The sequence below is a fragment of the Herminiimonas fonticola genome (assembly GCF_003293745.1).
GTDB classification, from domain to species: domain Bacteria; phylum Pseudomonadota; class Gammaproteobacteria; order Burkholderiales; family Burkholderiaceae_D; genus Oxalicibacterium; species Oxalicibacterium fonticola.
In genome coordinates, this window is the sequence record NZ_PTLZ01000003.1 from 167,186 (window position 1) to 189,766 (window position 22,581).

Genomic DNA, 22,581 nt, shown 5'->3' on the forward strand with positions numbered 1-22,581 from the left:
TTGCCTTCTTTCTTTGGCGAAGCAAAGAAAGAAGGTGGCCGCCGGGCCACCCCCGGCATCCCCACTCTCATCGAAGAGACGAGCGCATTAATTAGAATCACACGTCAAGCTTCAACGTCAAAAAACCTCAAAACCACTCCGCAGAATCCTCAACCCCGCCAGATTCATTTTTCGCAGCATCCTGCTCCATCCGCAACCAAACCTCAAACTGCTCTGCCGGCATAGGCTTGCCAAAGTAATAGCCCTGCAATTCATCGCACCCAGCAGCACAAAGCAGATTGACATCCTGTTCCAGCTCCACGCCTTCAGCAACAACATGCAAGCCCAAGGTATGACCCAGACCAATGATGGCATTGGTAACGGCCAGGTTGTGCGAAGAGATGTGGATGTTTTGTATGAAGGATTTGTCGATTTTCAGTCTATCGATAGGGAACTGGTAGAGATAATTAAGGCTGGAATAACCAGTACCAAAATCGTCTATCGATAATGAAAATCCTAGCGCCTTGATTTGCTCCAGGGTTTTGATCGTCGCTGGTACGTTGTCCATCAGGATGGATTCAGTTAATTCCAGTTCGATGTTGCGGGCGTCGGCAGGGATATCTTTTAACGCGTGTTCGAGTACCTTCAACAAGCCGCCTTCTTTCAATTGAACTGCGGAGAGATTGATCGATACCGGGATTTGACCGTAACCGCTGGCGACCCACGCGACGTGCTGGCGCATCGCTTCTCGTATGATCCACGCGCCTATCGGGACGATGAGACCGGATTCTTCAGATACGGGGATGAAGTTTGCCGGCAGGATCATGCCTTCGGTCGGATGTTGCCAGCGAACCAGACTTTCCACGCCGGCCAGTCGGCCTGTCATCGCATTGATACGCGGCTGGTAATAGAGCATTAGTTCATTGCGCTCAACCGCATGGCGTAAATCGCTTTCCAGATGCATGCGCTTGACGACGCGGTCATTCAGTTCGGCTGTGAAGAACTGCGCATTGTTGCGGCCGCTTTCCTTCGCTTGATACATCGCGGAATCAGCGTGGCGCATCAACAAATCGATGTCGTCGCCGTCATCCGGGAACAACGCAATACCGATGCTGCATGAGATATACAGTTCCATGCCATCGACTATATGCGCCTGTTGTATGCGCGGGATCATGCGTTGTTCGACCAGCTTGCCGACTTCTTCCGCACTTTCCACATTATTGAGAATGATGACGAACTCATCGCCACCAAGTCGGCTGACGGTATCGCCTTCACGCACGGTGTCGACCAGACGACGCGCAACGGAAATCAGCAAGCCGTCACCGATGTGGTGGCCCATCGAATCATTGATGTTCTTGAATCGATCCAGATCGATGAACAGTACGGCGACCATGTTTTCAGCGCGCTTGGCTTGCTGGATCGCCATTTGCAGTCGTTCATCGAACAGGAAGCGATTCGGCAAGGCGGTCAACACGTCGTGATGTGCAAGATAATGAATACGTTGTTCGTTGGCCTTGCGTTCGCTGATGTCGAGTGACATCGCGATGTAATGCTGGATTTCCCCCTGACGATCGCGCACGGCATTGAGCACCAGCCAGGCTGGATAGGACTCGCTATTCTTGCGGCTGATCCACATTTCTCCTTGCCATGAACCTTTGGTTGATGCAGTGCGTGCCAAGGTTTGCGAGAAGTTCTTTTGATTGCGCTTCGACAGCAGCATTATGCTGTACTTGCCTATCAGCTCATGCAATTCATAGCCGGTATTCTGTGAAAATGCGCGGTTGACGGTGACGATGCGACCGTTTGCATCGATGATGACTATGCTTTCTGACGATGCCTCAAACACCTTGGCCCATAACTCCAGCCGCCGCTCCATGTACTTCATGTGGTTGATAGGCGTGAAGGTCGTCAACACGGCTGCTTGACCCTGATAGTCGAGACAGCGTGCGGAGACCAATGCCCAGGATGGTTTTTCGCCGCCGGTCCAGCGCACTTCGAACTCATCGACGGTATCGGTATCGTGCAAGCTTTGGAAGAAGCGTGCGCGCAAGGCTGGCAACATGCCGGTTTTCCACGGGTTCTCATCACGGCCACCCAGCCATGCGCGCGCGGCATCGTTCGCATGCAGCACTGCATGATCTGGGATAGAGGTCACCATCAGTGGAATCGGGATCGCTTCGACCAATTCATGCTGAGCTTGCGCGGCGCGTGTTTGCGCGACCATTTCCTGTTGTGCGATGCGTTGCTGATCCAGCTGTTGCAACATGCCATTGAAGCCGTTGACCAAACGGCCAATTTCATCCGTGCTATCCCATGACGAGCGCAAGGAATAATCGCCGGAGCGGCTCACATTGTCTGCGACACGCGCCAGATTCCGGATCGGTAAAGCGATTTGTCTTGCGACAAAAAACACCAAGCTCAGAATCACCATCAACAGCAAAGCTGCGGTGCCTAAATGCTGCCACATGCGGCTATAAGCTTCCGCAATACGATCTTCCAGCAGGCGATGCATTTGTTGTTCTGCGGCGATCCATGCAACGTGCAAGTCGCGTATCGCAGCGATCCTCAACTGGTGATAGGCGCTATCGGTTTCGTCCACTTCGATGATGCCGGCCATGGCCTGGCTGGCAATCCGGAAGCGTTGAATTGAAGCCAGCAAATCATTCCGTGATTTATCCAGCTCGGCTTGCAGTGCAGGGCGGCTGGCGGCAAATGCTTCATCGTAATCGCTTTGAATTCCCTTGGTGGTGGCGTCTAGTCGGCCTTCCAGAATCAGAAAGCGTGTCTGTTGCACTGGCCGATTATCGTCGTACATCCTCGGCAGTTGCGCCGCCAGATCGCCGGTACGGTCCAGCAGTTCCAGCAATTCAGGAAAGCGCAAAACAATCAGCGACATCGTGTAATAGCTGTCCAGATCAGGATCGAGAATCAGATTGGATTGATTGCCTATGCGCGTCAGCAGAGCGCGACCTTGTGCGAAAGCGTCGTCGGTTTGTGTGAGTGTATTGTGATCTGCTTGAGTCGCCTGCAGGGATTTGGTAAATGTTTCCGCCAAATCCTTGCTACCCATTTCATCACCGTATTTGTGTTCCGCTTCCCGGATCGCTTGTGCATGTTGAACGGGCTTAGTTGTATCAGTTGCAGGATTGACTGCTGCGATCAGCGCTTCGCGTACGGTGGCGATGTATTGATTGCCGATGATCTCTTTGTTAGAGAAATTGATGGCGATGAATTTTTCATGGATCAGGATGCCAGAAATGAAGATGACTGCTGTCAGATCGAGAAAGTAAATCAGTGCGAGCTTGCGACCGACTGTCAAACCACCGATTAATTTTGTAATGCTTTTTTTCATTTTGACTATCAGCCAATAGAGGTTGTGTTCTCTATCAGCAATGGGCGTGCCATCGATTCAGTTTCGATAGCAAAGATTTTGTGGAGATACGATCCCATAACGGTGCGTGAAGACCGTTGAAATAATTTCTTTTGTGCAATTTTCGTGCGCTTGCGAGCGTCTAGGAAAACAGTGCGTATTTAACGCACTCAAGCGATGCATGTGCTTATATTTGTATCTTTGAAAAGTTTAAATGTTAATTACAGTTAAAGATGTAGCGACTGAACAAAATTGGATATCTAGTCCAGCTTTGTTACGATATGATTAATTTCATATCACATCAAATTTTCATTGGAGCCGGTCCCAGTAATGCACGCCATCAAACCTGTGATTCAGTTGGCCAAGGAGCGTGCGTTATTCCGATTTTCCGCTCTTGCAATTCGCATGTTGCAGGATGTGAATGTCAGCATCAGGCAAGTCACTCCTGCCACCGGTTCGGTGAACGAACAAAAAACAATTTCCGCAGCAAAAGAATGGTTGGCAACGCAGGAAGTGCTTTTTCTGAAACGCCTGAACGTCAGTTATTCTGATTATGTCGAGCGTGGCATGCAAACCATGTATCGCGATTTGCGTCATGAGCTACGGGATGTTTCAGCCAATACCTGGGCCCTGATCGACGACGAAACCATCACGCGCCAGATCGATGTGGAACGCCGCGTATTGCGCTTGCGCGATGCAGATCAACTCAGTCTCGGCCGCTTGAATTTGATGATCGCGCAACTGCATGACGAGCACGATGTACGCGAGAGAGAAAATCCTTTCCGTCCCTATCTGATGGCGCGTGCCTTGCACGATGTGTTGTGCGAAATGAGTGCCACCAGCGATTTGTGCGCGATGCTGTTTGATCACATGTCTGGCGCGTTGGCCACGGAATTGCCGGAGTACTTTGCCGCGATTCGTGAAGTATTTGAATCGAATGGTGTGCATGCACGCTTGCTGGCACGTCCAGCTTCATTGAATCGCCGCGATCGCGAAATGTTGATACCGCAAGGACAAAATTTCCCGCAGGTTATTTACAGTGGTGCCACGCATTCCGCTGGCGATCAGTCGGCTAATGCAGGGAATAATTCAGGTAACAACTTGAGTAATAACGCAGGCAATCAATCTGGTCATTACTCACCTAACTTCTCTCTACCACCCGCACTTGAACATATGTTATCCCTGATGCAGCAACGTACATCGGATGGTCATAATGTATTGCATGCGCCGGAGCCGGAAGAGCAAACTGCGCTGCAGGATTTTGTCTGGAAAATATTCGGTCAGGTTGCACCCGATAGAGTTCCGTCTCATCCGCGTCAGTCAGACAATCCGGTTACCGAATTTCGTCCTCTTGTTGACGATGATGTGTCCAAGCCGCATGCATTGACTAGCCAGTTGCATCGTCTGCAACAGGAGGCGGTCAACGGTGCCGTGCGCGAAGAGGCGATTCAATTGCTTGATTTGCACAGCGAACTGGAAACCGAAAGACTCAGCGAGATGGAACGCGTGGCGATGGATGTCGTTGCGATGCTGTTCAATTTCATTGCCAACGATGATTCGATACCGGATGCATTCCGCGTCACGATCACACGTTTGCAAGTACCTTTCCTGAAGGCTGCGATGCTGGTGCCGCGGATTCTCGAACAGCCTGATAACGCACCGAGGAAATTATTGAATCGGATGGCGTCGCTGGCGATCGGACTGGATGCACAGACCCCGTTGAGTATTGAAATTCATGCAGAAATGGTTGTGACTGTCGAGAAGATTCTGAATGATTTCAAAACGAATCTGATTGTATTTGCCGATGCGCTGACGCAATTTGACGAGGCGATTGCGAGAATACTGCGTGAGTCCGATCCCGAAATCCTGCGTGTCATCGAAGCGCTCGATGAAGCTGAAAAAGATCCAAAACGTTATGACGTGCTGATTGTGGAAACCGTCAATGCGCTACGTGAACGGCTGCAGACGATACAGACCGATCAACGTGCTGTCGATTTTTTGATCAGGATCTGGTCGCGGGTGCTGGTGCATGCGAATGAAGATGAAAGCATCGATAGCCAGCCATTTCGCGATGTTGTACCTGAATTAATATGGAGTGTGTATCAGCACGATTTGACGGAACGTGGCGCGCTGATGAAGCTCTTGCGCAGGCTGGTGCGGCAGGTCAAGCAAGGGATGAAACTGATTGCATTGCCTGAGACCGAGACCAAGCAGGCGATCGACGATTTGATCGCGATGCATGCCGCAGTGCTGGGCACGATCCAGTCGACGCCGCTGAAGGCTTCGGTAAAAATGGAAACCTTGCATCAGCATTTCGCATCCTTGAAAATTGGGAGTGTCAATGCGGAAGCCGCTACGATTCATGCTCCGACCGTGTCGCAAATTCGTCTGCAATCAGCATTGCAAAAATTTAATGTAGCTGCGCATCAGCATCTGGACAACGATATGGGCACCTTGCTCAGTTCCGATGCTGGCTGGCTGGGTGGCATGCAAGTGGGAACGGTGGTCGAATGGTGGGCGAATAATGTTTATCAGCCGGCACGTTTGATGTGGGTAAATCCGCAGCAGTCGTTTTACATACTTCAATTGGCCGCGTCCAACGAGCAGCCGCGTTTGCTGATTTACTCTTCAATTTCCTTGATCAAGGCGCTGCGTGAAGGCTCGATAGGCATGATCGAATACGCCCCGATTTTTGATCGGGCAATCGAATCGCTGCTGGACGTTGCAGAAGTCCGGCAGCCGATCAGCGTTTAAAGCGGATGTTGTTTGATGCTTATTTGATGATCCTGTAGCAGGGCACATACTTCTTGCCCGGCAGCTTCATTCGGCTTTGCGCAACGAATGCCGACAAGAGCGCATCCATCGGTTCCATGATGTCGCGGTCACCGCTTATTTCAAACAAACCGTGCTTTTCAATCGAGCGTATCCCGCTATCCTTCACGTTACCTGCAACCACGCCGGAGAAGGCGCGACGCAGATTGGCCGCGAGTGCGTGGTTTTCCTGGTTTTTATGCAAAGATAGATTGCGCATGTTTTCATGCGTAGGGAGAAACGGCTGCTGGAAAAGCGGATCGATTTTCAGCGTCCAGTTGAAATAATACGCATCGCCTTTGCTCTTGCGGAACTCGCGCACTTGCGCAATGCCTGCCAGCATTTCCTGCGCAACCTGTTTGGGATCATCGATGATGATTTTGTACCGCTCTTGTGCCTTGGGACCCAGTGTTACACCAATGAATTGGTCAATCTGCTTGAAGTAATCGGATGAATTGGCCGGGCCGGTGAAAATCAGAGGGAAGGGCAGCTCGGCATTATCCGGATGCAGCAGGATGCCAAGGATGTACAAAATTTCTTCCGCCGTACCTGCACCGCCTGGGAACACAATAATGCCGTGACCGGCACGCACGAATGCTTCCAGACGTTTTTCGATATCCGGCATGATGACCAGATCGTTGACGATAGGGTTAGGCGCTTCGGCTGCAATGATGCCGGGCTCGGAAATGCCAAGATAACGTCCGGCTAGAATGCGCTGCTTGGCGTGGCCGATGGTCGCACCTTTCATTGGCCCCTTCATTGCACCAGGGCCGCAGCCGGTGCAGATATCCATGTCGCGCAAGCCGATTTCGTAGCCTACTTTCTTGGTGTAATCGTATTCTTCGCGTGAGATAGAGTGACCGCCCCAGCACACTACCATCTTTGGATTCAGATTCGGATGCAGGACTTTGGCATTGCGCAGGATATGGAAAACTGCATCCGTAATGCCAGTCGATGACTCCAGATCGAAAGTCGGATTCGCGATGATTTCATCATGGGTGAACAAAATGTCGCGCAATACCGAAAACAGGTGTTCGTGTATGCCCTTGATCATCTTGCCATCGACAAACGCACTGGCAGGCGCACCTATGATGTCGAGCTTGATGCCGCGCTCGCGCTGGATGATATTGATGTCGAAGAACTTGTAACGCTCAAGCAATTCCTTGCCATCATCGGTCGTGCTGCCGCTATTGAGTACCGCCAGCGCGCAGTTGCGGAACAAGTTGTACAGACCGCCGTTGCGTGTATCGAGGAGTCGGTGAACTTCGGCCTTGGACAGAATATCAAGACGACCTTCAGGAGAGAGTTGTGTGTCGATTACTTCGTATGCCATGAGTGCTTAACTTCCGGATGATGGATCAGATGCGCCATTTTAATGCGCAAACAGTGATGACGTCTGTGTTTGATTTTGCCTGTTCTTGTACGGACGGAGGAGCTTGTTTCCTGATGATGCAAAGGTGACTGAGCAAAACGCCCGCTAAAATGTGAGTTCCAGCGGGCGTTTTCTATAGCGGCAGATAAGGATGGCAGTCGACGATACGGCCTAATTTCTCGGAGAGAAATCGAATGCAGCTTTCAAGGCCTGATAGGCTTTTTGTGCAACGACGGTATGCACAGGCGGCGGGACATTGACGATCACTGCGTACAAATCACCGGCCGCAGCATCTGCTGAAACGCCAGGAATACCTTTTCCCTTGAGTCGCAATTTTCGTCCAGGCATGGAGCCGGGGGGGATCGATAACTGTATCGCGCCTTCCGGTGTCGGCACATTGACGGTGGTGCCGACATTGGCAACAGCCGACGTCAATGGAATATCGAAATAAATGTCGCGTCCTTCAATACGATAACGACGATGCGGGCGAATCACGACTTCCAGATACAAATCACCAGCCTTGCCTTCGCCCATGCCGGGAAATCCCTGGCCGGCGAGTCGCAAGGTTTGTCCTGCGCGTATGCCTTTGGGTACACTGACTTTTAGCGTGCGCTTGGAAACCATAGGCATGCCGTATTCATCGGTGACGTAAGTCGGCATCGAAATACTGCATGCGGTACCGCGGAAAGTATCTTCCAGATCGATTTGTACTTTGGCATGCTGGTCGCTGCCATGGACATTAATACCGCGATTTTTGGGTGGGACAGGATTTGGCCGGCCCATGGCTTCACCGAGAATTTCGCTGAAATTGCCTTCGCCATGACCGTCATGGCGCGGATTGCTGCGCCCGGTCGTACTTTTCGTAGCTTTGTTTTCTGCGCGTGTTTCCTTCTTTGCGTCAAAACCATAGCTGCGTGCGGCTTGCGGCGGCACTTCCTTGCGGGTATAGAAAAAACCAGATATCTGATCGTATTCCAGACGTTTTTCAGGATCTTTCAATACCTTATAGGCTTCCCCCACTTCCTTGAAGCGAAGTTCGGCATGCACCTCGCGGCTGACGTCAGGATGATATTTGCGCGCCAGTTTGCGGTACGCATTTTTAATCGTTTCCTGTGTCGCATCGCGCGGCACACCTAGTATTTGGTAGTAATCCTTTGATTTCATTGTCAGATTTCGTAACTCTCAACTGAGCGTATGCCATCGTTAGGGAATGTGTTCTGTGCTGAAATTTGTTCTTTCTGCAAGGACATTCTGACATTGCCGGCATCAGGCCGAAAGGATGAATAGGGCGACTATTGCTTGTCAATTAATGCAATAGCAAGGTAAAAATCAGTGGCTGTCTTCTGGAAAAGATCCCTAATTTTCGTCATTTATGTTGTCTGACAGGATATGAAAAACGACAATTCAGCTATATCTATAGTGCTTTGAAGGGCATACTCTCAACTTCGTTCAATAAGCGACATTTAAAGTTGAAAAAGAGTTATGACCTACGAAGAATATCTGGATGAAGTCACCACGTTGCTGACTGAAATGTACGATCTGAGCGATGCCGCCGCGATCAAGTATGTGATGCGCGCGCAATCTGCCGACTTTTTCACGCTACACGACGACGATCCTGCGATGCGCACGCAAGAGCGCGCGGTCGAGGATGCAAAAACGATATACAAGCAACGCAATGTATCCAAGCCTGAAATTTTCAAAAAATAATGCGTCCGTGCTGTTCACGCTGTTCATCTAAGCGCCGATACCTCCGTCTGCAATTTGCAGTTTTATATCCCCTTTGTCTTTTATGGGTCACGCCTCTGTGAGTGAACAATCAATGATTAGCTGGACTGAAGCAGGCGAAGAACGCTCGGCGCGCTGGCAGTCCGAGAACAAATCGGCTGCACCCAAACGCGTTGTCATTGCGGACGACAAGATGACTGCTGATTCGGCTTTTCGTCTGGCAAGTGAAGGCAATGCCTTGCTGTGGCGCGGCGATTATCAAAATGCACGTCAATTGCTGCAGGCATTGGCACGACGTATTGAACGAAAACCGCGCAAAGCTGCGACATCACCGCTTGATGCATTCAATCTGCATAGACAGGCGCAATCGCAACGTGCTCGTACATTGGGGATGTTGCTGGTAGAAGTCGACGCCGATTACATCATCGCATTGCGTCGTGCGCCTGACATCAAGCTTGCGTGTAACGAGGCTTATGGTGCCAGCACCGGGCCGTTTATCGTCTCGCTGCGCGAAATACTGGGCTTGATAGGCGCGCATGAATGGCGCAAGAACGGTGTTGAAATTCCTGCGTTGAATGCACGTATTCACCCGTACTACGGTGTGTTTTCTCCTGTACGTGGCGAATATTTGAATCTGATTGCAGAGGCACCGTTGCCAACCACCAAGCTGGCTTTCGATATCGGCACTGGTACCGGAGTGATTGCCGCATTGCTGGCACAGCGCGGCGTGGAAAAAGTCATTGCGACCGATCAGGATGCGCGCGCTTTGGCTTGCGCGCGTGAAAATCTGTTGCGCCTGAATTTGCGCGATCGGGTGGAAGTGATCGAGGCTGATCTGTTCCCTGCAGGGAAAGCCGCATTAATCGTTTGTAATCCGCCGTGGATACCGGCACGTCCGAATTCATCAATTGAATACGCGATCTACGATCTGGATAGTCGGATGCTGCGTGGATTTTTGAATGGTTTGGCAGAGCATCTGGAACCGAAAGGCGAGGGCTGGCTGATACTGTCTGACTTGGCAGAGCACCTGGGATTACGCACCCGCGAAGCATTGCAGCAAATGATTGCCGATGCAGGTTTGAAATTGATCAAGCGCATGGATATCAAGCCGACTCATGCACGTGCAACGGATGAAACCGATCCCTTGCATAAAGCGCGCTCGGCCGAGATTACATCCTTGTGGCGGCTTGCCGCGCGCTGATTACGTGTTCACTCCGTTTTGAGTGCAACCAGACCACACTTATAATTTCATTTTTACAAGAACACAGATTCAGGAATCACGATGAGCAATAAACCCGCACGCACACTTACTTTCAAATGCACGAAATGCGCAAAGTCGGTTCAAGTCTTTTTGCAGAAGGTCTCGGCCTGTTCGCATATCCAGCCGTATCAAGGCATCTGCAGCTGTGGCGAGATTCGACGTTACGCGACCGGCGACAAGGATGTAGTGGAATCCTTTGTGGCAACGGGCGAAATCGGCCATCACCACTAAGATCAATTAGCCGTTATCGGTTGCTATAAAGCGCATTTTAAAATTGCGTCCCTTGATATTGCCGTCGCTTAAACTTGCATACGCCTTATCCGCCACGCGGCGGTCCAGCGCAACATAGGTCATGAATTCAAATACATTGATCTTGCCGACCTGATCCTTCGTCAAACCGGCATCGCCGGTCAAGGCACCAAGCAAATCGCCGGGGCGCAATTTATCCCGCTTGCCGCCCATGATGCACAAGGTAACCATAGGCGCGTGCAAGTCGTCACCTTCAGCCGGTTCTGCAGATTTCAGGTCGAACCATTGCGCCGGTTTGTGCTGATATTCCTCAATCAGCTTGACCCATTTCTTCTCGTTAGGCGCACACAAACTCAGTGCCAATCCCTTGTCTTGTCCGCGACCGGTACGGCCTATGCGGTGGATATGCACTTCGGTATCTTTCGATACATCGACGTTGATCACGGCCCCCAAGGATTGAATATCCAGTCCGCGTGCAGCCACGTCGGTCGCGACCAGCACTGAGCAGCTTTGATTCGCAAACAACACCAGGATCTCATCGCGCTCGCGTTGTTCAAGTTCGCCATATAAAGCCAGTGCGCTAAAACCTTGTGCGCGCAATTCTGCCGCCAGTTCGCGGCAATGGATTTTGGTATTGCAGAATGCCAGCGTCGAAACCGGACGGTAATGCTTTAACAGTGTGGCGACAGCCGCGTTGCGATCGTCGTAACCGACTTCGTAAAAACGTTGTTCAATCTGACTGTCATCGTGTTGTGCTTCAACTTTGATTTCTACCGGCTCACGCAAGAATTCTGCGCTGGCCTTGCGTATATCGTCAGGATAAGTCGCGGAAAACAGCAAGGTCTGGCGGCGCGCAGGGCAGGCGCTGACGATGCCGGCGATCTCTTCATAAAAGCCCATATCGACCATGCGGTCGGCCTCGTCCAGTACCAATGTTTGTACGGTAGACAGATTGATCGTATTGCGACTGATGTGATCACGCAGGCGGCCGGGCGTGCCAACGATGATATGCGCGCCATGCTCCAGCGATGCAATTTGCGGCCGCATAGGCGCACCGCCGCACAGCGTCAGCACCTTGATGTTGTCGGTAAAGCGCGCGAGCCGTCGCAATTCATTTGAAACCTGATCCGCCAGCTCACGCGTAGGACAAATCACCAGCGCCTGAATCGCAAACCAGGTCGGATTCAACTTCTGCAGCATGCCGATGCCGAAGGCCGCAGTCTTGCCGCTCCCGGTTTTTGCCTGCGCAATCAAATCACGTAATTGCAGAATCACCGGCAGGCTTTGTGCCTGAATAGGTGTCATCTCGTGATAACCCAGCGCGTCGAGATTGCTCAACATGGCGGGTGAAAGGGCGAGGCTGGAGAAGGGACTTGGATTCATGAGTGGCTTGCGTAATGCTGAAAAGGATTCGCAGTCTAACAGGCATGGAGGCATAGATGAAAAGTGCGATCAAAGAAGAGATGGACCAGAGTTTTGATCGGAGCGAAAAAACGGTCTTGGAAAACATCCAAAAACGGCCGATATTTCACGACCAAATATCTAGCTTCGCATTGTGAAAAATTGCTATCGCAATGCAACATACTAAAATTTCAGCGGGCAAAATATCATTCCGCATACAGAAAAATGCAATGTAACTACATGATTAATAATGATTAAAAATATTTAAAATATCTTATATAAGACATTGTTGCTTCGCAAAATATCTCCTATGATTAACTCAGGTTTTTTCTTGTTTGTTATTTCTGGCACTTATTACAAATATATAAAGGAGAATCATCATGGCAACTCGCGAACAGCAGATTCAGGCATTAAACAAGGACTGGTCCGAAAATCCGCGCTGGAAAAACGTGAAGCGCAATTACACTGCTGAAGACGTGGTGCGTTTGCGCGGTTCTCTGCAGATCAATCACACGCTGGCGCAGCGCGGCGCGGAAAAGCTGTGGGAGATGTGCAATAACGAACCCTTCGTTAATTCACTCGGCGCCTTGACCGGTAATCAGGCGATGCAACAGGTGAAAGCCGGCTTGAAGGCGATCTACCTGTCGGGCTGGCAGGTTGCCGGTGATGCCAATCTGGCTGGCGAGATGTATCCCGACCAATCGCTGTATCCGGCCAATTCCGTGCCTATGGTCGTCAAGCGCATCAACAATACCTTTCAGCGAGCCGATCAGATTCAATGGTCTGAAGGCAAAGGCGACATCGATTTCTTCGCGCCTATTGTGGCCGATGCCGAGGCTGGTTTCGGCGGCGTCTTGAACGCCTATGAGTTGATGAAATCGATGATAGACGCCGGCGCTGCAGGCGTGCACTTTGAAGACCAGCTGGCATCAGTAAAAAAATGCGGCCACATGGGCGGCAAGGTTTTAGTACCTACGCGTGAAGCTGTCGAGAAATTGAATGCAGCACGTCTGGCTGCCGACGTGTCCGGCACGACGACGCTGGTGATTGCGCGCACCGATGCTGAAGCGGCAGATCTGCTGACGTCCGATGTCGATGACAACGACAAACCGTTTCTGACTGGCGAACGCACGGTGGAAGGTTTTTACAAAACCCGTTCAGGTTTCGACCAGGCAGTGTCGCGCGGTTTGGCTTATGCACCTTACGTTGACATGTTGTGGTGCGAAACCGGCAAGCCTGATCTGGTCTTCGCGAAAAAATTTGCCGATGCGATCCATGCAAAATTCCCCGGCAAGATGCTGGCCTATAACTGTTCGCCATCCTTCAACTGGAGAAAGAATCTGGATGATGCCACCATCGCCACATTCCAGAAAGAGCTGGGTGCGATGGGCTACAAGTTCCAGTTCATCACGCTGGCCGGTTTCCATTCGCTGAACTATTCCATGTTCAATCTGGCGCACGGTTATGCACGCAATCAAATGTCTGCCTTCGTCGAGTTGCAGGAAGCCGAATTCGCTGCCGCCGATCAGGGTTTTACTGCGGTCAAACATCAACGTGAAGTCGGCACCAGTTATTTTGATGCCATCACGCAGGTCATTCAGCAAGGGCAGTCCTCCACGACGGCATTGCATGGCTCGACTGAAGACGAACAATTTTTCGAGTCGAACAAGCTCGCAAAAACTTGCATTGCAGGCCATAAAAACGCAGCCTGAAAACTGTTTCTCAAGAGATCGCACTTCACAAGAGTGCGATCTTTCAGAGAGCAACATCCAGTATCAGACGATTTGAAAAATTTGATTTACTCATTTCTAATAACTAATTGATAGACGGAGACAAGCATGGCAGAGATCACACTAGACATCCCGGCAGGAATCGAAATTGAAGGTGAGTTCAAGGAAGAATACGAACAAGTGTTGACGCCTGCTGCCCTAGCGCTGGTCATTAAATTGAGTCGCGCGTTTGAAGCACGTCGTCAAGAGTTGCTGGGCATGCGCAGTGCGCGTGCCAAACGTATCGATGCCGGTGAGCGTCCGGATTTTCTGCCGGAGACGGCGCACATCCGTGCTGGCGACTGGCGCATCGCGCCCATTCCAGCGGCACTGGAGTGTAGGCGCGTCGAAATTACCGGCCCGGTCGATCGCAAGATGGTGATCAATGCATTCAACTCTGGCGCAGATATTTACATGGCCGATTTTGAAGATGCGAATACGCCTAACTGGGATAACCAGATTCGCGGCCAGATCAATCTGATCGATGCCGTGCGCAAGACTATTACGCTGGACACCAACGGCAAGCACTACCAGCTTAATAACAAGATCGCCACGCTGATGGTGCGGCCACGCGGCTGGCATCTGGATGAAAAACATGTGCTGGTAGACGGCAAGCGTGTATCCGGCGGCATCTTCGATTTTGCACTGTTCATGTTCCATAACGCGCATGAATTGCTGAAACGTGGTGCCGGTCCGTATTTCTATCTGCCGAAAATGGAGTCGCATCTGGAAGCGCGCTTATGGAACGATATTTTCATCATGACGCAAAAAGAACTTGGCCTGCCGCAAGGCACGATCAAGGCGACCGTGCTGATTGAAACCATTCTGGCGGCATTCGAGATGGATGAAATCCTTTATGAGTTGAGAGAACATAGTGCAGGCCTCAATGCAGGACGCTGGGATTACATCTTTTCCTGCATCAAGAAATTTCGGCTCGACAAAGATTTCTGTTTGGCAGATCGCGCCAAGGTAACAATGACAGTACCGTTCATGCGTTCCTATGCATTGCTGCTGCTCAAAACATGTCATCGACGCGGCGCGCATGCGATGGGCGGAATGGCGGCGCTGATTCCGATCAAGAACGATCCTGCAAAGAATGAGATTGCAATGAACGCGGTGCGTATCGACAAGGAACGCGATGCGGTTGATGGTTACGACGGCGGCTGGGTTGCGCATCCTGGTCTGGTCGAACTGGCGATGACGGAATTTAAAAAGGTACTGGGCGACAAAGCCAACCAGATAGAAAAACAGCGCATCGATGTAACGACGACGGCCGACGATTTGCTGAACTTCCAGCCGGAGACACCGATCACCGAAGCTGGCTTGCGTTACAACATCAACGTCGGCATTCATTACCTAGGCAGCTGGCTGGACGGCAACGGCTGCGTGCCGATTCATAATCTGATGGAGGATGCAGCCACCGCCGAGATCAGTCGTTCGCAAGTGTGGCAGTGGATACATTCGAGCAAAGGCGTGCTGGAAGATGATCGCAAAATAACCGTCGCGATGGTGCGTGCGATGATCCCTGAAGAATTGGCAAAGGTAAAACAGCAGGCACCAAACGGCGTCAGCCCAAGCTATGAGCGTGCAGCGAAGATATTCGAAGAAATGTCGACTGCAGAAACGTTTGCGGAATTTTTGACCTTGCCGCTTTACGAAGAAATTTGATCTAGTGTGCTTGGTGCGTTGACATGCGCACCAAGCAATCAATGTAGTTATAGCTGGAATCAGCTACAGGCTTCAGTGCCAGCAGCCATCGCTTTTAACGCAGTGATATCCAGCAATTCGATCTCTCGATTGCTCACGCCTAACAAACCTTGTTTTTTGAACTTGGATAGCAAGCGACTGATACTCTCTATGGTCAGGCCCAAATAGCTGCCGATGTCTTCACGCGACATGCGCAACTGAAAATTGGTGGATGAATAGCCACGCGCCACGTAGCGCGATGCCAGATTGACCAGGAAGGCGGCAAGCCGTTGTTCTGCGCGCATATTGCCCAGCAAGAGCATGGCGCTTTGCTCGCGTGTGATTTCCTGGCTCATCATGCGATGGAAGTGACGCAATAGTGTTGGCATGGTACCGAACAGTTCTTCCAGCCGTGCAAACGGGATTTCGCAGACTTCACTATCTTCCAGCGCTATCGCATCGCAATGATGATGATCCGTGCTGATGGCATCCATGCCGAGCAATTCGCCCGCCATCTGAAAGCCGGTAATCTGTTGTTCACCGCCGGCATTGATCTGACAGGTTTTGAAATGCCCGACGCGTACCGCGTATAGATTGGTAAACACATCGTCCATCCGATACAGATAACTATCGCGCGGCACTTTCCGTCTGCGACCGATGATCTGATCCAGCTTGTCCATATCATTTTCGCCCAGGCCCATAGGCAAGCACAGTTGATGCATGCTGCAAGTTGAGCAACTGGTGCGCAATGAATTAACCAGAGACGACGGATTGGGAAGTGGGGAGGGGCTGCTCATGTATGCGTATGCTTCTTGTTTGGATAGTTATGTGCACTGCTATTATTGGTTTTCTGCTTGCAGAATAACTAGGCTTTATCTATCCCTGCCAGCAAAGATATTTTATCTTGAACTTGCGCCCATTTTTCATGATCCGGCATAGGGGATTTTTGCAGCCTGATGCGTTTCCAGTCTGGGTGTTGCGACAAACTGCGATTCAATTCGACGAAATGTTTTTGCTCTTCTGCAATTTCAGACGCGTTAACAATTGCGTTGACCGGGCATTCCGGTACGCACACCGAGCAATCTATGCATTCATCCGGATTGATGGCCAGGAAGTTTGGTCCTTCGAAGAAGCAATCCATGGGGCAGACTACGACGCAATCGGTGTATTTGCATTGTATGCATGACTCAGTAACAACAAACGGCATACTCTTGTTCCATTTCCCGGTTTCATTTTCTTTTATCAGTCTTGCCATTGTAAACGCTGCGAGTGCTAATACCTGTAATCAACATCTCAGATGAAAAATACTCAACTTCCAATTTCCTTAAACACAATGATTGCATCTTCTTTTTTGATGAAAAGATAAATAAATGCGCTGCTTCTACCTCCTTTGTGTCTGATAAACGCAATCTCAAGCAGCCTGCGATGAACAGATACAATATGCACATAGTAAAGAAATGCAACTTTTGCAAGAAACAATTGCTTTCAACTTGCAGGCGCAATGCCTGCTAAAGTTGCGGCGCACAGAAGACTTAACAGGGGATCGCGTTGCGGCTGTTTTCAATTATCAAGAAATCCATCGTGGATTGGTCCGAGCGACCAACCGACATCAAACTTCGACAGGCCGGCATCGTTGCGCTGATAGGCGCTGGTGCTTTTGCGTTGTTGATGGCGCTATTTACGGTCGTGTTCATTGTCCCGAATCTGCCATCGATAGATGCGCTGACCGACTATAGGCCGAAAATTCCATTGCGCGTCTACACTGCCGACAATGTGTTGATCGGTGAATTCGGCGAAGAGCGGCGCGACTTTGTATCGATAGGAGGAATCCCATCGAGCATGAAGAACGCGATCATCGCCATCGAAGACAATAATTTTTATGAACATGGTGGTGTCGATATTCTTGGCGTGGTGCGTGCCGGACTCGCGAATCTGATACACAGCCGTTCGCAAGGCGCGTCGACGATCACGATGCAGGTCGCGCGTACTTTTTTACTCACGCGTAAAAAAACCTACAGTCGCAAACTGCAGGAAGTGTTACTTGCATATCGCATTGAAAAGAATCTGACTAAAGACCAGATTCTCGAGTTGTACATGAATCAGATATATCTGGGGCAACGCGCTTACGGCTTCGGTAGTGCTTCACGTATTTATTTCGGCAAGCCGATCAAGGATTTGACTATTGCTGAATCGGCGATGCTGGCTGGTTTACCGAAAGCGCCAGCGAGTGCCAATCCGGTTGTCAATCCCAAGCGTGCTACCGAACGTCAGCAGTACATCCTCAAGCGCATGCATGAGCTCGGCTTTATCACGCAAGAGCAATACGAGAAGGCAAAAGCTGAAAAACTGAACGTGCTGGCCGACGGCAATCGCTTCCGCACCCATGCGGAATACGCGGCCGAGCAAGTGCGGCAGTTCATGTACACACAGTACAAGGATGAAATTTATACTAGCGGCATGAGCGTCTACACCACGCTCAATAAAGCCGATCAGGATGCGGCGTACGAAGCAGTGCGACGCGGCGTGCTGGATTACGACAAGCGCCACGGTTATCGTGGCCCTGAAGATAATATCGATTTGCCGAAAGATGAAGAAGACAGACAGCAGGCTATTGAAGACATTCTGGTCAAGCATCCGGATAGCGATGACTTGAAGGCAGCCGTCGTGACGGCAGCATCGGCTAAATCGGTGCGCGCTGAAACATTGTCCGGCGAGGATATAGAAATCACTGGTGACGGTTTGCGTTTTGCTGCATCAGGTTTGGCCAGCAAGGCTGCTGAAGGCAAAAAAATCAAGCCGGGATCTGTCATTCGTGTTGTACAAGACAGCAAGAAAAAATGGGCCATCGTCCAGTTGCCGGAAGTTTCTGCAGCTTTTGTTTCCGTCAATGCGCAGGATGGCGGCATACGCGCGATGGTGGGCGGCTTTGATTTTGCGCTGAACCAGTTCGATCATGTCACGCAGGCATGGCGTCAGCCGGGTTCCACCATCAAGCCATTCGTTTATTCGGCTGCGCTGGAAAAAGGTTTGTCGCCAGGCACGTTGATCAACGATGCGCCGCTCGCAGAAGATAACACCGAACAAAACGGCAAGGCCTGGAATCCGGGCAATGACAACGGCCAATATGACGGCCCAGTCACGATGCGTACCGGTTTGAAGCGTTCGAAGAATCTGGTATCCATCCGCATCTTGCGCAAGATCACGCCACCGTTTGCAATCGAACACATGGCGCATTTTGGCCTGGATGCAGATAAACAGCCATCTAATCTGACGCTGGCGCTGGGTACCGGTTCTGTAACGCCTTTGCAGATGGCGGGTGCTTATGCCGTATTTGCCAATGGTGGTTTTAAATTGGCACCTTATCTGATTCAAAAAGTCGTCGATGTGCGTGGCAAGGTATTGCTGGAAGCGGATCATCCGCAAGCCGGCGATGAAACTGCAAGGGCCATCGATCCACGTAACGCCTTCATCATGAATACGATGTTGCGCGACGTTGTACGCTCGGGCACCGGTTACATGGCTGGCCAGCGCTTGGGACGCAGCGATCTGGCCGGCAAAACCGGCACCACCAATGACTCGATGGATGGCTGGTTTGCCGGCTATGGTCGCGATGTCGTTGGTGTGGCATGGATGGGTTACGACAAGCCACGCACACTGGGCGGCAGGGAATTCGGCAGCACGCTTGCGCTACCGATCTGGGTTGACTATATGCGGACCGCTTTGCGCGGCAAACCGGAAATCGAGAATGCCGTGCCACCAGGTGTTGCGCAAGTTGATGGCGATTGGACGTATGAAGAATACGTCAATGGCGATTCGGTCAAGTCGGTGGATGTCGAGGAGCAAAAAGGATTCTGGGAGAAATTATTCAACCCGGGTGATGCGTCCCAACCGCAAGTGCCTGGAAACGTGAATCCGGATGAAAAGCCGAAAGATATTTACGGCGGCTAGATTCAATTGCAGGGCGGGGTGTTTATAGCGGCAAGATATTTGGAAGGATATTCAGCGCGTTCGCAGGTAAAACGTTTTGAATATCCTTTTGATGAGTCCGGTATTTAAGTCCCGAATGTAAACACGCTTGACGTTTATTCTGACGGTGCTGTTTCAACTCGACGCCGTCCCAATCCTTTGGCCTTGTACATTGCACGATCTGCGCGATGCAGCAAGGCTTCGCTGGTGACGCCGGAATCAGGATAGGCGGCAACGCCAATACTGGCTGAAACGAGCGCAGTCACACCATCCAGATCGTAAGGTTCAGATACGTTTTCGACCAGTGTTTCTGCAACTGTCTTGGCATTTTTCATGCTCGTTCCGACCATTACGATGGCAAATTCATCGCCTCCCAAACGCGCCACGACATCGGAACTACGGCTGCCGGCTTTCAGTCGTACGGCAACGCTGCACAGCAATTTGTCGCCGGTTTCATGGCCGTGTTTATCGTTGATGATCTTGAATCCGTCCAGATCGATATACAAAATCGAGAGCATCGTGTGATTACGTTCACACAGTAATAGTTGTTGATTGACGATTTCATTGAACAAAGTGCGATTCACCAGTCCGGTCAGGCCGTCATGATTGGCGCGATGCTGCGCGACCTGCAGCATTGCGGAGGCTTTCATCAATGAGGTACCCACTTCGTCTGCTTCCCGTAGATGCAGTGGTGGAATGTCGACTTGGTCGCCGGCACCTAATGCCAATGCGGGGTTGATCAGGCCATGTACTGACTTGGCAATGCGGCCGCCTATCCACCATGCTGCGGCGAGACTGATCACCAGCAGAATGAACGTCGCAAAAACCAGCCAAAATAGTGTTTCTCGCAATTCATGTTTGAAACTTTGCTTCGGGATGTTGAGTGCCAATGACCAGTTGGAAACAGAAGAGCGGATGAAGACGGTATGCACAGATATGCCATCTTGCGTCACCCTTTCAAGGGTGCCTTCTGTGGCTGCTTTCAGGCGCTTGACCATGTCAGGTGGCGCCATTTGGCCAGAGTAACGCTGCATATCGCGTGTGCGCGCAATAATTTTTCCATTGCCGTCAAAGATGACGGCGATCCAGCCTTCAGGCAATTTTTGTTGCAGCAACAGTCGTTCAAAACGTTCTGGAAAAATGCCTGCATTCAGGTTATAGCGTATGCCGTGATCGAATACCGGTACGCCTACTGCCAACAAGGGACGCTTGGTGACTCCTCCGACAAAGATGTCCGAGATGAGTGGTTTGCCGGTTTCGTAGATGGACTGCATGCCGACAAAGTTATTCCTGGTCGGTAGTGTTGTGTCAAAGGGGCTGCGTGTATTGATGTATTGCTTGCCTGTGATATCAAGCAGAGCGATATTCATTTCCCCTTGGCTGTTTTGGTTTTGCAAGACATTCTGCGCCTGCTGATAAAAAGCGCGGAAGTTGCCGGAACCAATATAGGGGGAGGTCGCCAGTGCAACCAGAGATGATTCGATGCTGGCCAGATCGCGATCAACAACCGAGACCATGGCTCTGGCAGTACTAAGCGAATTTGTCAGTAATTGAGCGCGGGCGCGCTGGTAATCGTGAGTAATCAGCAAAATGGCCACCAGACACGCCGGCACCACGCATGCCATGACGAGCAAAACAAGCTTGGAGCGTATCGTGGGCGCGCGCTTTGTGTTCATTCTCTGCGTCTGGATGGAGATCGCCCAATGACAGGGTGATCGGGAAAGTGCGAATTTTATAACATTTCGATTACGTCACCATTTTATTGTCAAAAGAGGAATAATCTATCAGGCTCATATGGCTATCGTTGCGATTTTTCTGCGACACTGAATTTTCCACTCAACTTTCCTCGCAAGAGTAATTTGCAAACGGAGCGTAGAAGATTAAAGGCAAATTGAAACCCAGCTGACTTTCCGCAAAAGTATATTTTTTGAACGCTATTCCAAATTTTATATGCGCCTACTGACAATACCTGTTCTTTGCCTGTCGTCGTTGCTTTTATCTGCGCATGCAGCTGAGTCGACAATTCAGAATGGACTCGACATGAAATTTGTTCTGGTTCCTGCCGGCGAATTCTTGATGGGAAATGATGCGTCGCCGGAGTCGCTTGCTCAGAACTATCCACAATACGAATACAAACGCTTTCAAGATTTGAGCGACGAAGCGCCTGTGCACAAGGTGTTGATCACGCATGCGTTCTATATAGGCCAATACGAAGTAACGGTAGGGCAGTTCCGTCGGTTTCTGGCGGCATCCGGTTATCGGCCTGAATCGGAGGCCGATGGCACCGGCGGCTATGGCTACGATCCTGATTACGATCCGACGAAATCTGTACGCGGCGATGCGTTTGAAGGACGCAATTTAAAATATTCGTGGCGCAATCCCGGTTTTCAACAAGGCGATGATCATCCAGTCGTTAATGTGACGTGGAACGATGCCGTCGCGATGTGCGCCTGGTTGAGCAAAGTGGAAGGCAAGAAGTATCGTCTGCCGACAGAAGCAGAATGGGAATACGCCGCCCGTGCCGGAACACGCACCCAGTATTACACTGGCGACGATCCGCAATCGCTGCTAACTGCTGCGAATGTATTCGATACAGATGCTGCAAAAAACTGGACGAAGTGGCAGAGTTATGCACTGGCCGGTTCTGACGGTTATGCATTCACTTCGCCCGCCGGCAGTTTTGCGCCGAATGCATTCGGGCTTTACGATATGCACGGCAATGCGTGGGAATGGACTGCGGATTGGCATGATGATCGCTATTATGCGAATTCGCCAGTCGCCGATCCACAAGGACCGGAAAGTGGCAGTGTAAGAGTACGGCGTGGCGGTTCATGGCATACATGGTCGTTTTACGCACGCTCCTCGTATCGCAACTGGAATGCGCCGAGTACACGTTACACGCTGGTCGGCATGCGCCTGGTGCGTGAAGCGGATTAGCATCAAGCCGAATAATTAATCCTTGTGGTGTTGTTGAGTTTGCTGTGCGCTCGGC

15 protein-coding genes are annotated in these 22,581 nt (G+C 50.9%); 8 read left to right on the forward strand and 7 right to left on the reverse strand.

Features of this window, described 5'->3' with window-relative positions:
- Positions 1 to 127: 127 nt before the first annotated feature.
- The gene (locus tag Hfont_RS11765) at positions 128 to 3,331 is read right to left on the reverse strand and encodes an EAL domain-containing protein (protein ID WP_112992607.1); all 3,204 of its coding nucleotides are present in this window, start codon (positions 3,329 to 3,331) and stop codon (positions 128 to 130) included.
- A 348-nt stretch (positions 3,332 to 3,679) separates the two neighbouring features.
- Between Hfont_RS11765 and Hfont_RS11770 the strand changes: the two genes are divergently transcribed.
- Positions 3,680 to 6,103, forward strand: coding sequence for a DUF1631 family protein (locus tag Hfont_RS11770; RefSeq protein ID WP_112992608.1), 2,424 nt, complete (start codon positions 3,680 to 3,682; stop codon positions 6,101 to 6,103).
- Between the two features lie 19 nt (positions 6,104 to 6,122).
- On the opposite strand, the gene ppnN is transcribed toward Hfont_RS11770, so the two are convergent.
- Together ppnN and Hfont_RS11780 are read right to left on the reverse strand one after the other, a co-directional pair.
- On the reverse strand, positions 6,123 to 7,493 hold the full coding sequence (ppnN, locus tag Hfont_RS11775; protein ID WP_112992609.1) for a nucleotide 5'-monophosphate nucleosidase PpnN: 1,371 nt from the start codon (positions 7,491 to 7,493) through the stop codon (positions 6,123 to 6,125).
- A 210-nt stretch (positions 7,494 to 7,703) separates the two neighbouring features.
- A complete protein-coding gene (locus Hfont_RS11780) occupies positions 7,704 to 8,696 on the reverse strand; it encodes a DnaJ C-terminal domain-containing protein (protein WP_112992610.1) in 993 nt (330 codons plus the stop codon).
- Between the two features lie 318 nt (positions 8,697 to 9,014).
- On the opposite strand from Hfont_RS11780, the gene Hfont_RS11785 reads away from it, so the two are divergent.
- The 3 genes from Hfont_RS11785 to Hfont_RS11795 all read left to right on the forward strand — a co-directional run bounded on the left by Hfont_RS11785 (position 9,015) and on the right by Hfont_RS11795 (position 10,749).
- Complete coding sequence (locus tag Hfont_RS11785) at positions 9,015 to 9,239, forward strand: hypothetical protein (protein WP_112992611.1); 225 nt, start codon at positions 9,015 to 9,017, stop codon at positions 9,237 to 9,239.
- Between the two features lie 97 nt (positions 9,240 to 9,336).
- Entirely contained in the window at positions 9,337 to 10,458 is a 1,122-nt protein-coding gene (locus Hfont_RS11790) for a methyltransferase (protein ID WP_112992726.1), read from the forward strand.
- 81 nt (positions 10,459 to 10,539) lie between these two features.
- Positions 10,540 to 10,749: a hypothetical protein gene (locus tag Hfont_RS11795; protein WP_112992612.1), complete on the forward strand. Its 210-nt coding sequence runs from the start codon at positions 10,540 to 10,542 to the stop codon at positions 10,747 to 10,749.
- 6 nt (positions 10,750 to 10,755) lie between these two features.
- On the opposite strand, the gene dbpA is transcribed toward Hfont_RS11795, so the two are convergent.
- Complete coding sequence (dbpA, locus tag Hfont_RS11800) at positions 10,756 to 12,150, reverse strand: ATP-dependent RNA helicase DbpA (RefSeq protein ID WP_112992613.1); 1,395 nt, start codon at positions 12,148 to 12,150, stop codon at positions 10,756 to 10,758.
- A 398-nt stretch (positions 12,151 to 12,548) separates the two neighbouring features.
- On the opposite strand from dbpA, the gene aceA reads away from it, so the two are divergent.
- Both aceA and aceB read left to right on the forward strand, forming a co-directional pair.
- Positions 12,549 to 13,880, forward strand: coding sequence for an isocitrate lyase (gene aceA / locus Hfont_RS11805; RefSeq protein ID WP_112992614.1), 1,332 nt, complete (start codon positions 12,549 to 12,551; stop codon positions 13,878 to 13,880).
- A 126-nt stretch (positions 13,881 to 14,006) separates the two neighbouring features.
- Positions 14,007 to 15,605, forward strand: coding sequence for a malate synthase A (gene aceB, locus Hfont_RS11810; RefSeq protein ID WP_112992615.1), 1,599 nt, complete (start codon positions 14,007 to 14,009; stop codon positions 15,603 to 15,605).
- 59 nt (positions 15,606 to 15,664) lie between these two features.
- Here aceB and fnr read toward each other — a convergent pair whose 3' ends face one another.
- Positions 15,665 to 16,420 carry a fumarate/nitrate reduction transcriptional regulator Fnr gene (gene fnr, locus Hfont_RS11815; RefSeq protein ID WP_112992616.1) on the reverse strand — a complete coding sequence of 252 codons (756 nt, stop codon included), beginning with the start codon at positions 16,418 to 16,420 and terminating at the stop codon, positions 15,665 to 15,667.
- Positions 16,421 to 16,488: 68 nt separating this feature from the next.
- A complete protein-coding gene (fdxA, locus tag Hfont_RS11820) occupies positions 16,489 to 16,830 on the reverse strand; it encodes a ferredoxin FdxA (protein WP_112992727.1) in 342 nt (113 codons plus the stop codon).
- A 374-nt stretch (positions 16,831 to 17,204) separates the two neighbouring features.
- On the opposite strand from fdxA, the gene Hfont_RS11825 reads away from it, so the two are divergent.
- Positions 17,205 to 19,571 (forward strand): penicillin-binding protein 1A, encoded by a 2,367-nt coding sequence (locus tag Hfont_RS11825; protein WP_421800997.1) that lies wholly within the window; start codon positions 17,205 to 17,207, stop codon positions 19,569 to 19,571.
- A gap of 134 nt (positions 19,572 to 19,705) precedes the next feature.
- Here Hfont_RS11825 and Hfont_RS11830 read toward each other — a convergent pair whose 3' ends face one another.
- Positions 19,706 to 21,265 (reverse strand): sensor domain-containing diguanylate cyclase, encoded by a 1,560-nt coding sequence (locus Hfont_RS11830; protein WP_112992617.1) that lies wholly within the window; start codon positions 21,263 to 21,265, stop codon positions 19,706 to 19,708.
- Between the two features lie 274 nt (positions 21,266 to 21,539).
- On the opposite strand from Hfont_RS11830, the gene Hfont_RS11835 reads away from it, so the two are divergent.
- Positions 21,540 to 22,526 (forward strand): formylglycine-generating enzyme family protein, encoded by a 987-nt coding sequence (locus Hfont_RS11835; protein WP_112992618.1) that lies wholly within the window; start codon positions 21,540 to 21,542, stop codon positions 22,524 to 22,526.
- Positions 22,527 to 22,581 lie beyond the last annotated feature (55 nt).

Bases quoted from the DNA above. Each gene is read 5' to 3' on its own strand.
- Hfont_RS11765 (WP_112992607.1), bottom strand. From the start codon at position 3,331: ATGAAAAAAAGCATTACAAAATTAATCGGTGGTTTGACAGTCGGTCGC.
- Hfont_RS11770 (WP_112992608.1), top strand. From the start codon at position 3,680: ATGCACGCCATCAAACCTGTGATTCAGTTGGCCAAGGAGCGTGCGTTA.
- ppnN (WP_112992609.1), bottom strand. From the start codon at position 7,493: ATGGCATACGAAGTAATCGACACACAACTCTCTCCTGAAGGTCGTCTT.
- Hfont_RS11780 (WP_112992610.1), bottom strand. From the start codon at position 8,696: ATGAAATCAAAGGATTACTACCAAATACTAGGTGTGCCGCGCGATGCG.
- Hfont_RS11785 (WP_112992611.1), top strand. From the start codon at position 9,015: ATGACCTACGAAGAATATCTGGATGAAGTCACCACGTTGCTGACTGAA.
- Hfont_RS11795 (WP_112992612.1), top strand. From the start codon at position 10,540: ATGAGCAATAAACCCGCACGCACACTTACTTTCAAATGCACGAAATGC.
- dbpA (WP_112992613.1), bottom strand. From the start codon at position 12,150: ATGAATCCAAGTCCCTTCTCCAGCCTCGCCCTTTCACCCGCCATGTTG.
- aceA (WP_112992614.1), top strand. From the start codon at position 12,549: ATGGCAACTCGCGAACAGCAGATTCAGGCATTAAACAAGGACTGGTCC.
- aceB (WP_112992615.1), top strand. From the start codon at position 14,007: ATGGCAGAGATCACACTAGACATCCCGGCAGGAATCGAAATTGAAGGT.
- fnr (WP_112992616.1), bottom strand. From the start codon at position 16,420: ATGAGCAGCCCCTCCCCACTTCCCAATCCGTCGTCTCTGGTTAATTCA.
- fdxA (WP_112992727.1), bottom strand. From the start codon at position 16,830: ATGCCGTTTGTTGTTACTGAGTCATGCATACAATGCAAATACACCGAT.
- Hfont_RS11830 (WP_112992617.1), bottom strand. From the start codon at position 21,265: ATGAACACAAAGCGCGCGCCCACGATACGCTCCAAGCTTGTTTTGCTC.
- Hfont_RS11835 (WP_112992618.1), top strand. From the start codon at position 21,540: ATGCGCCTACTGACAATACCTGTTCTTTGCCTGTCGTCGTTGCTTTTA.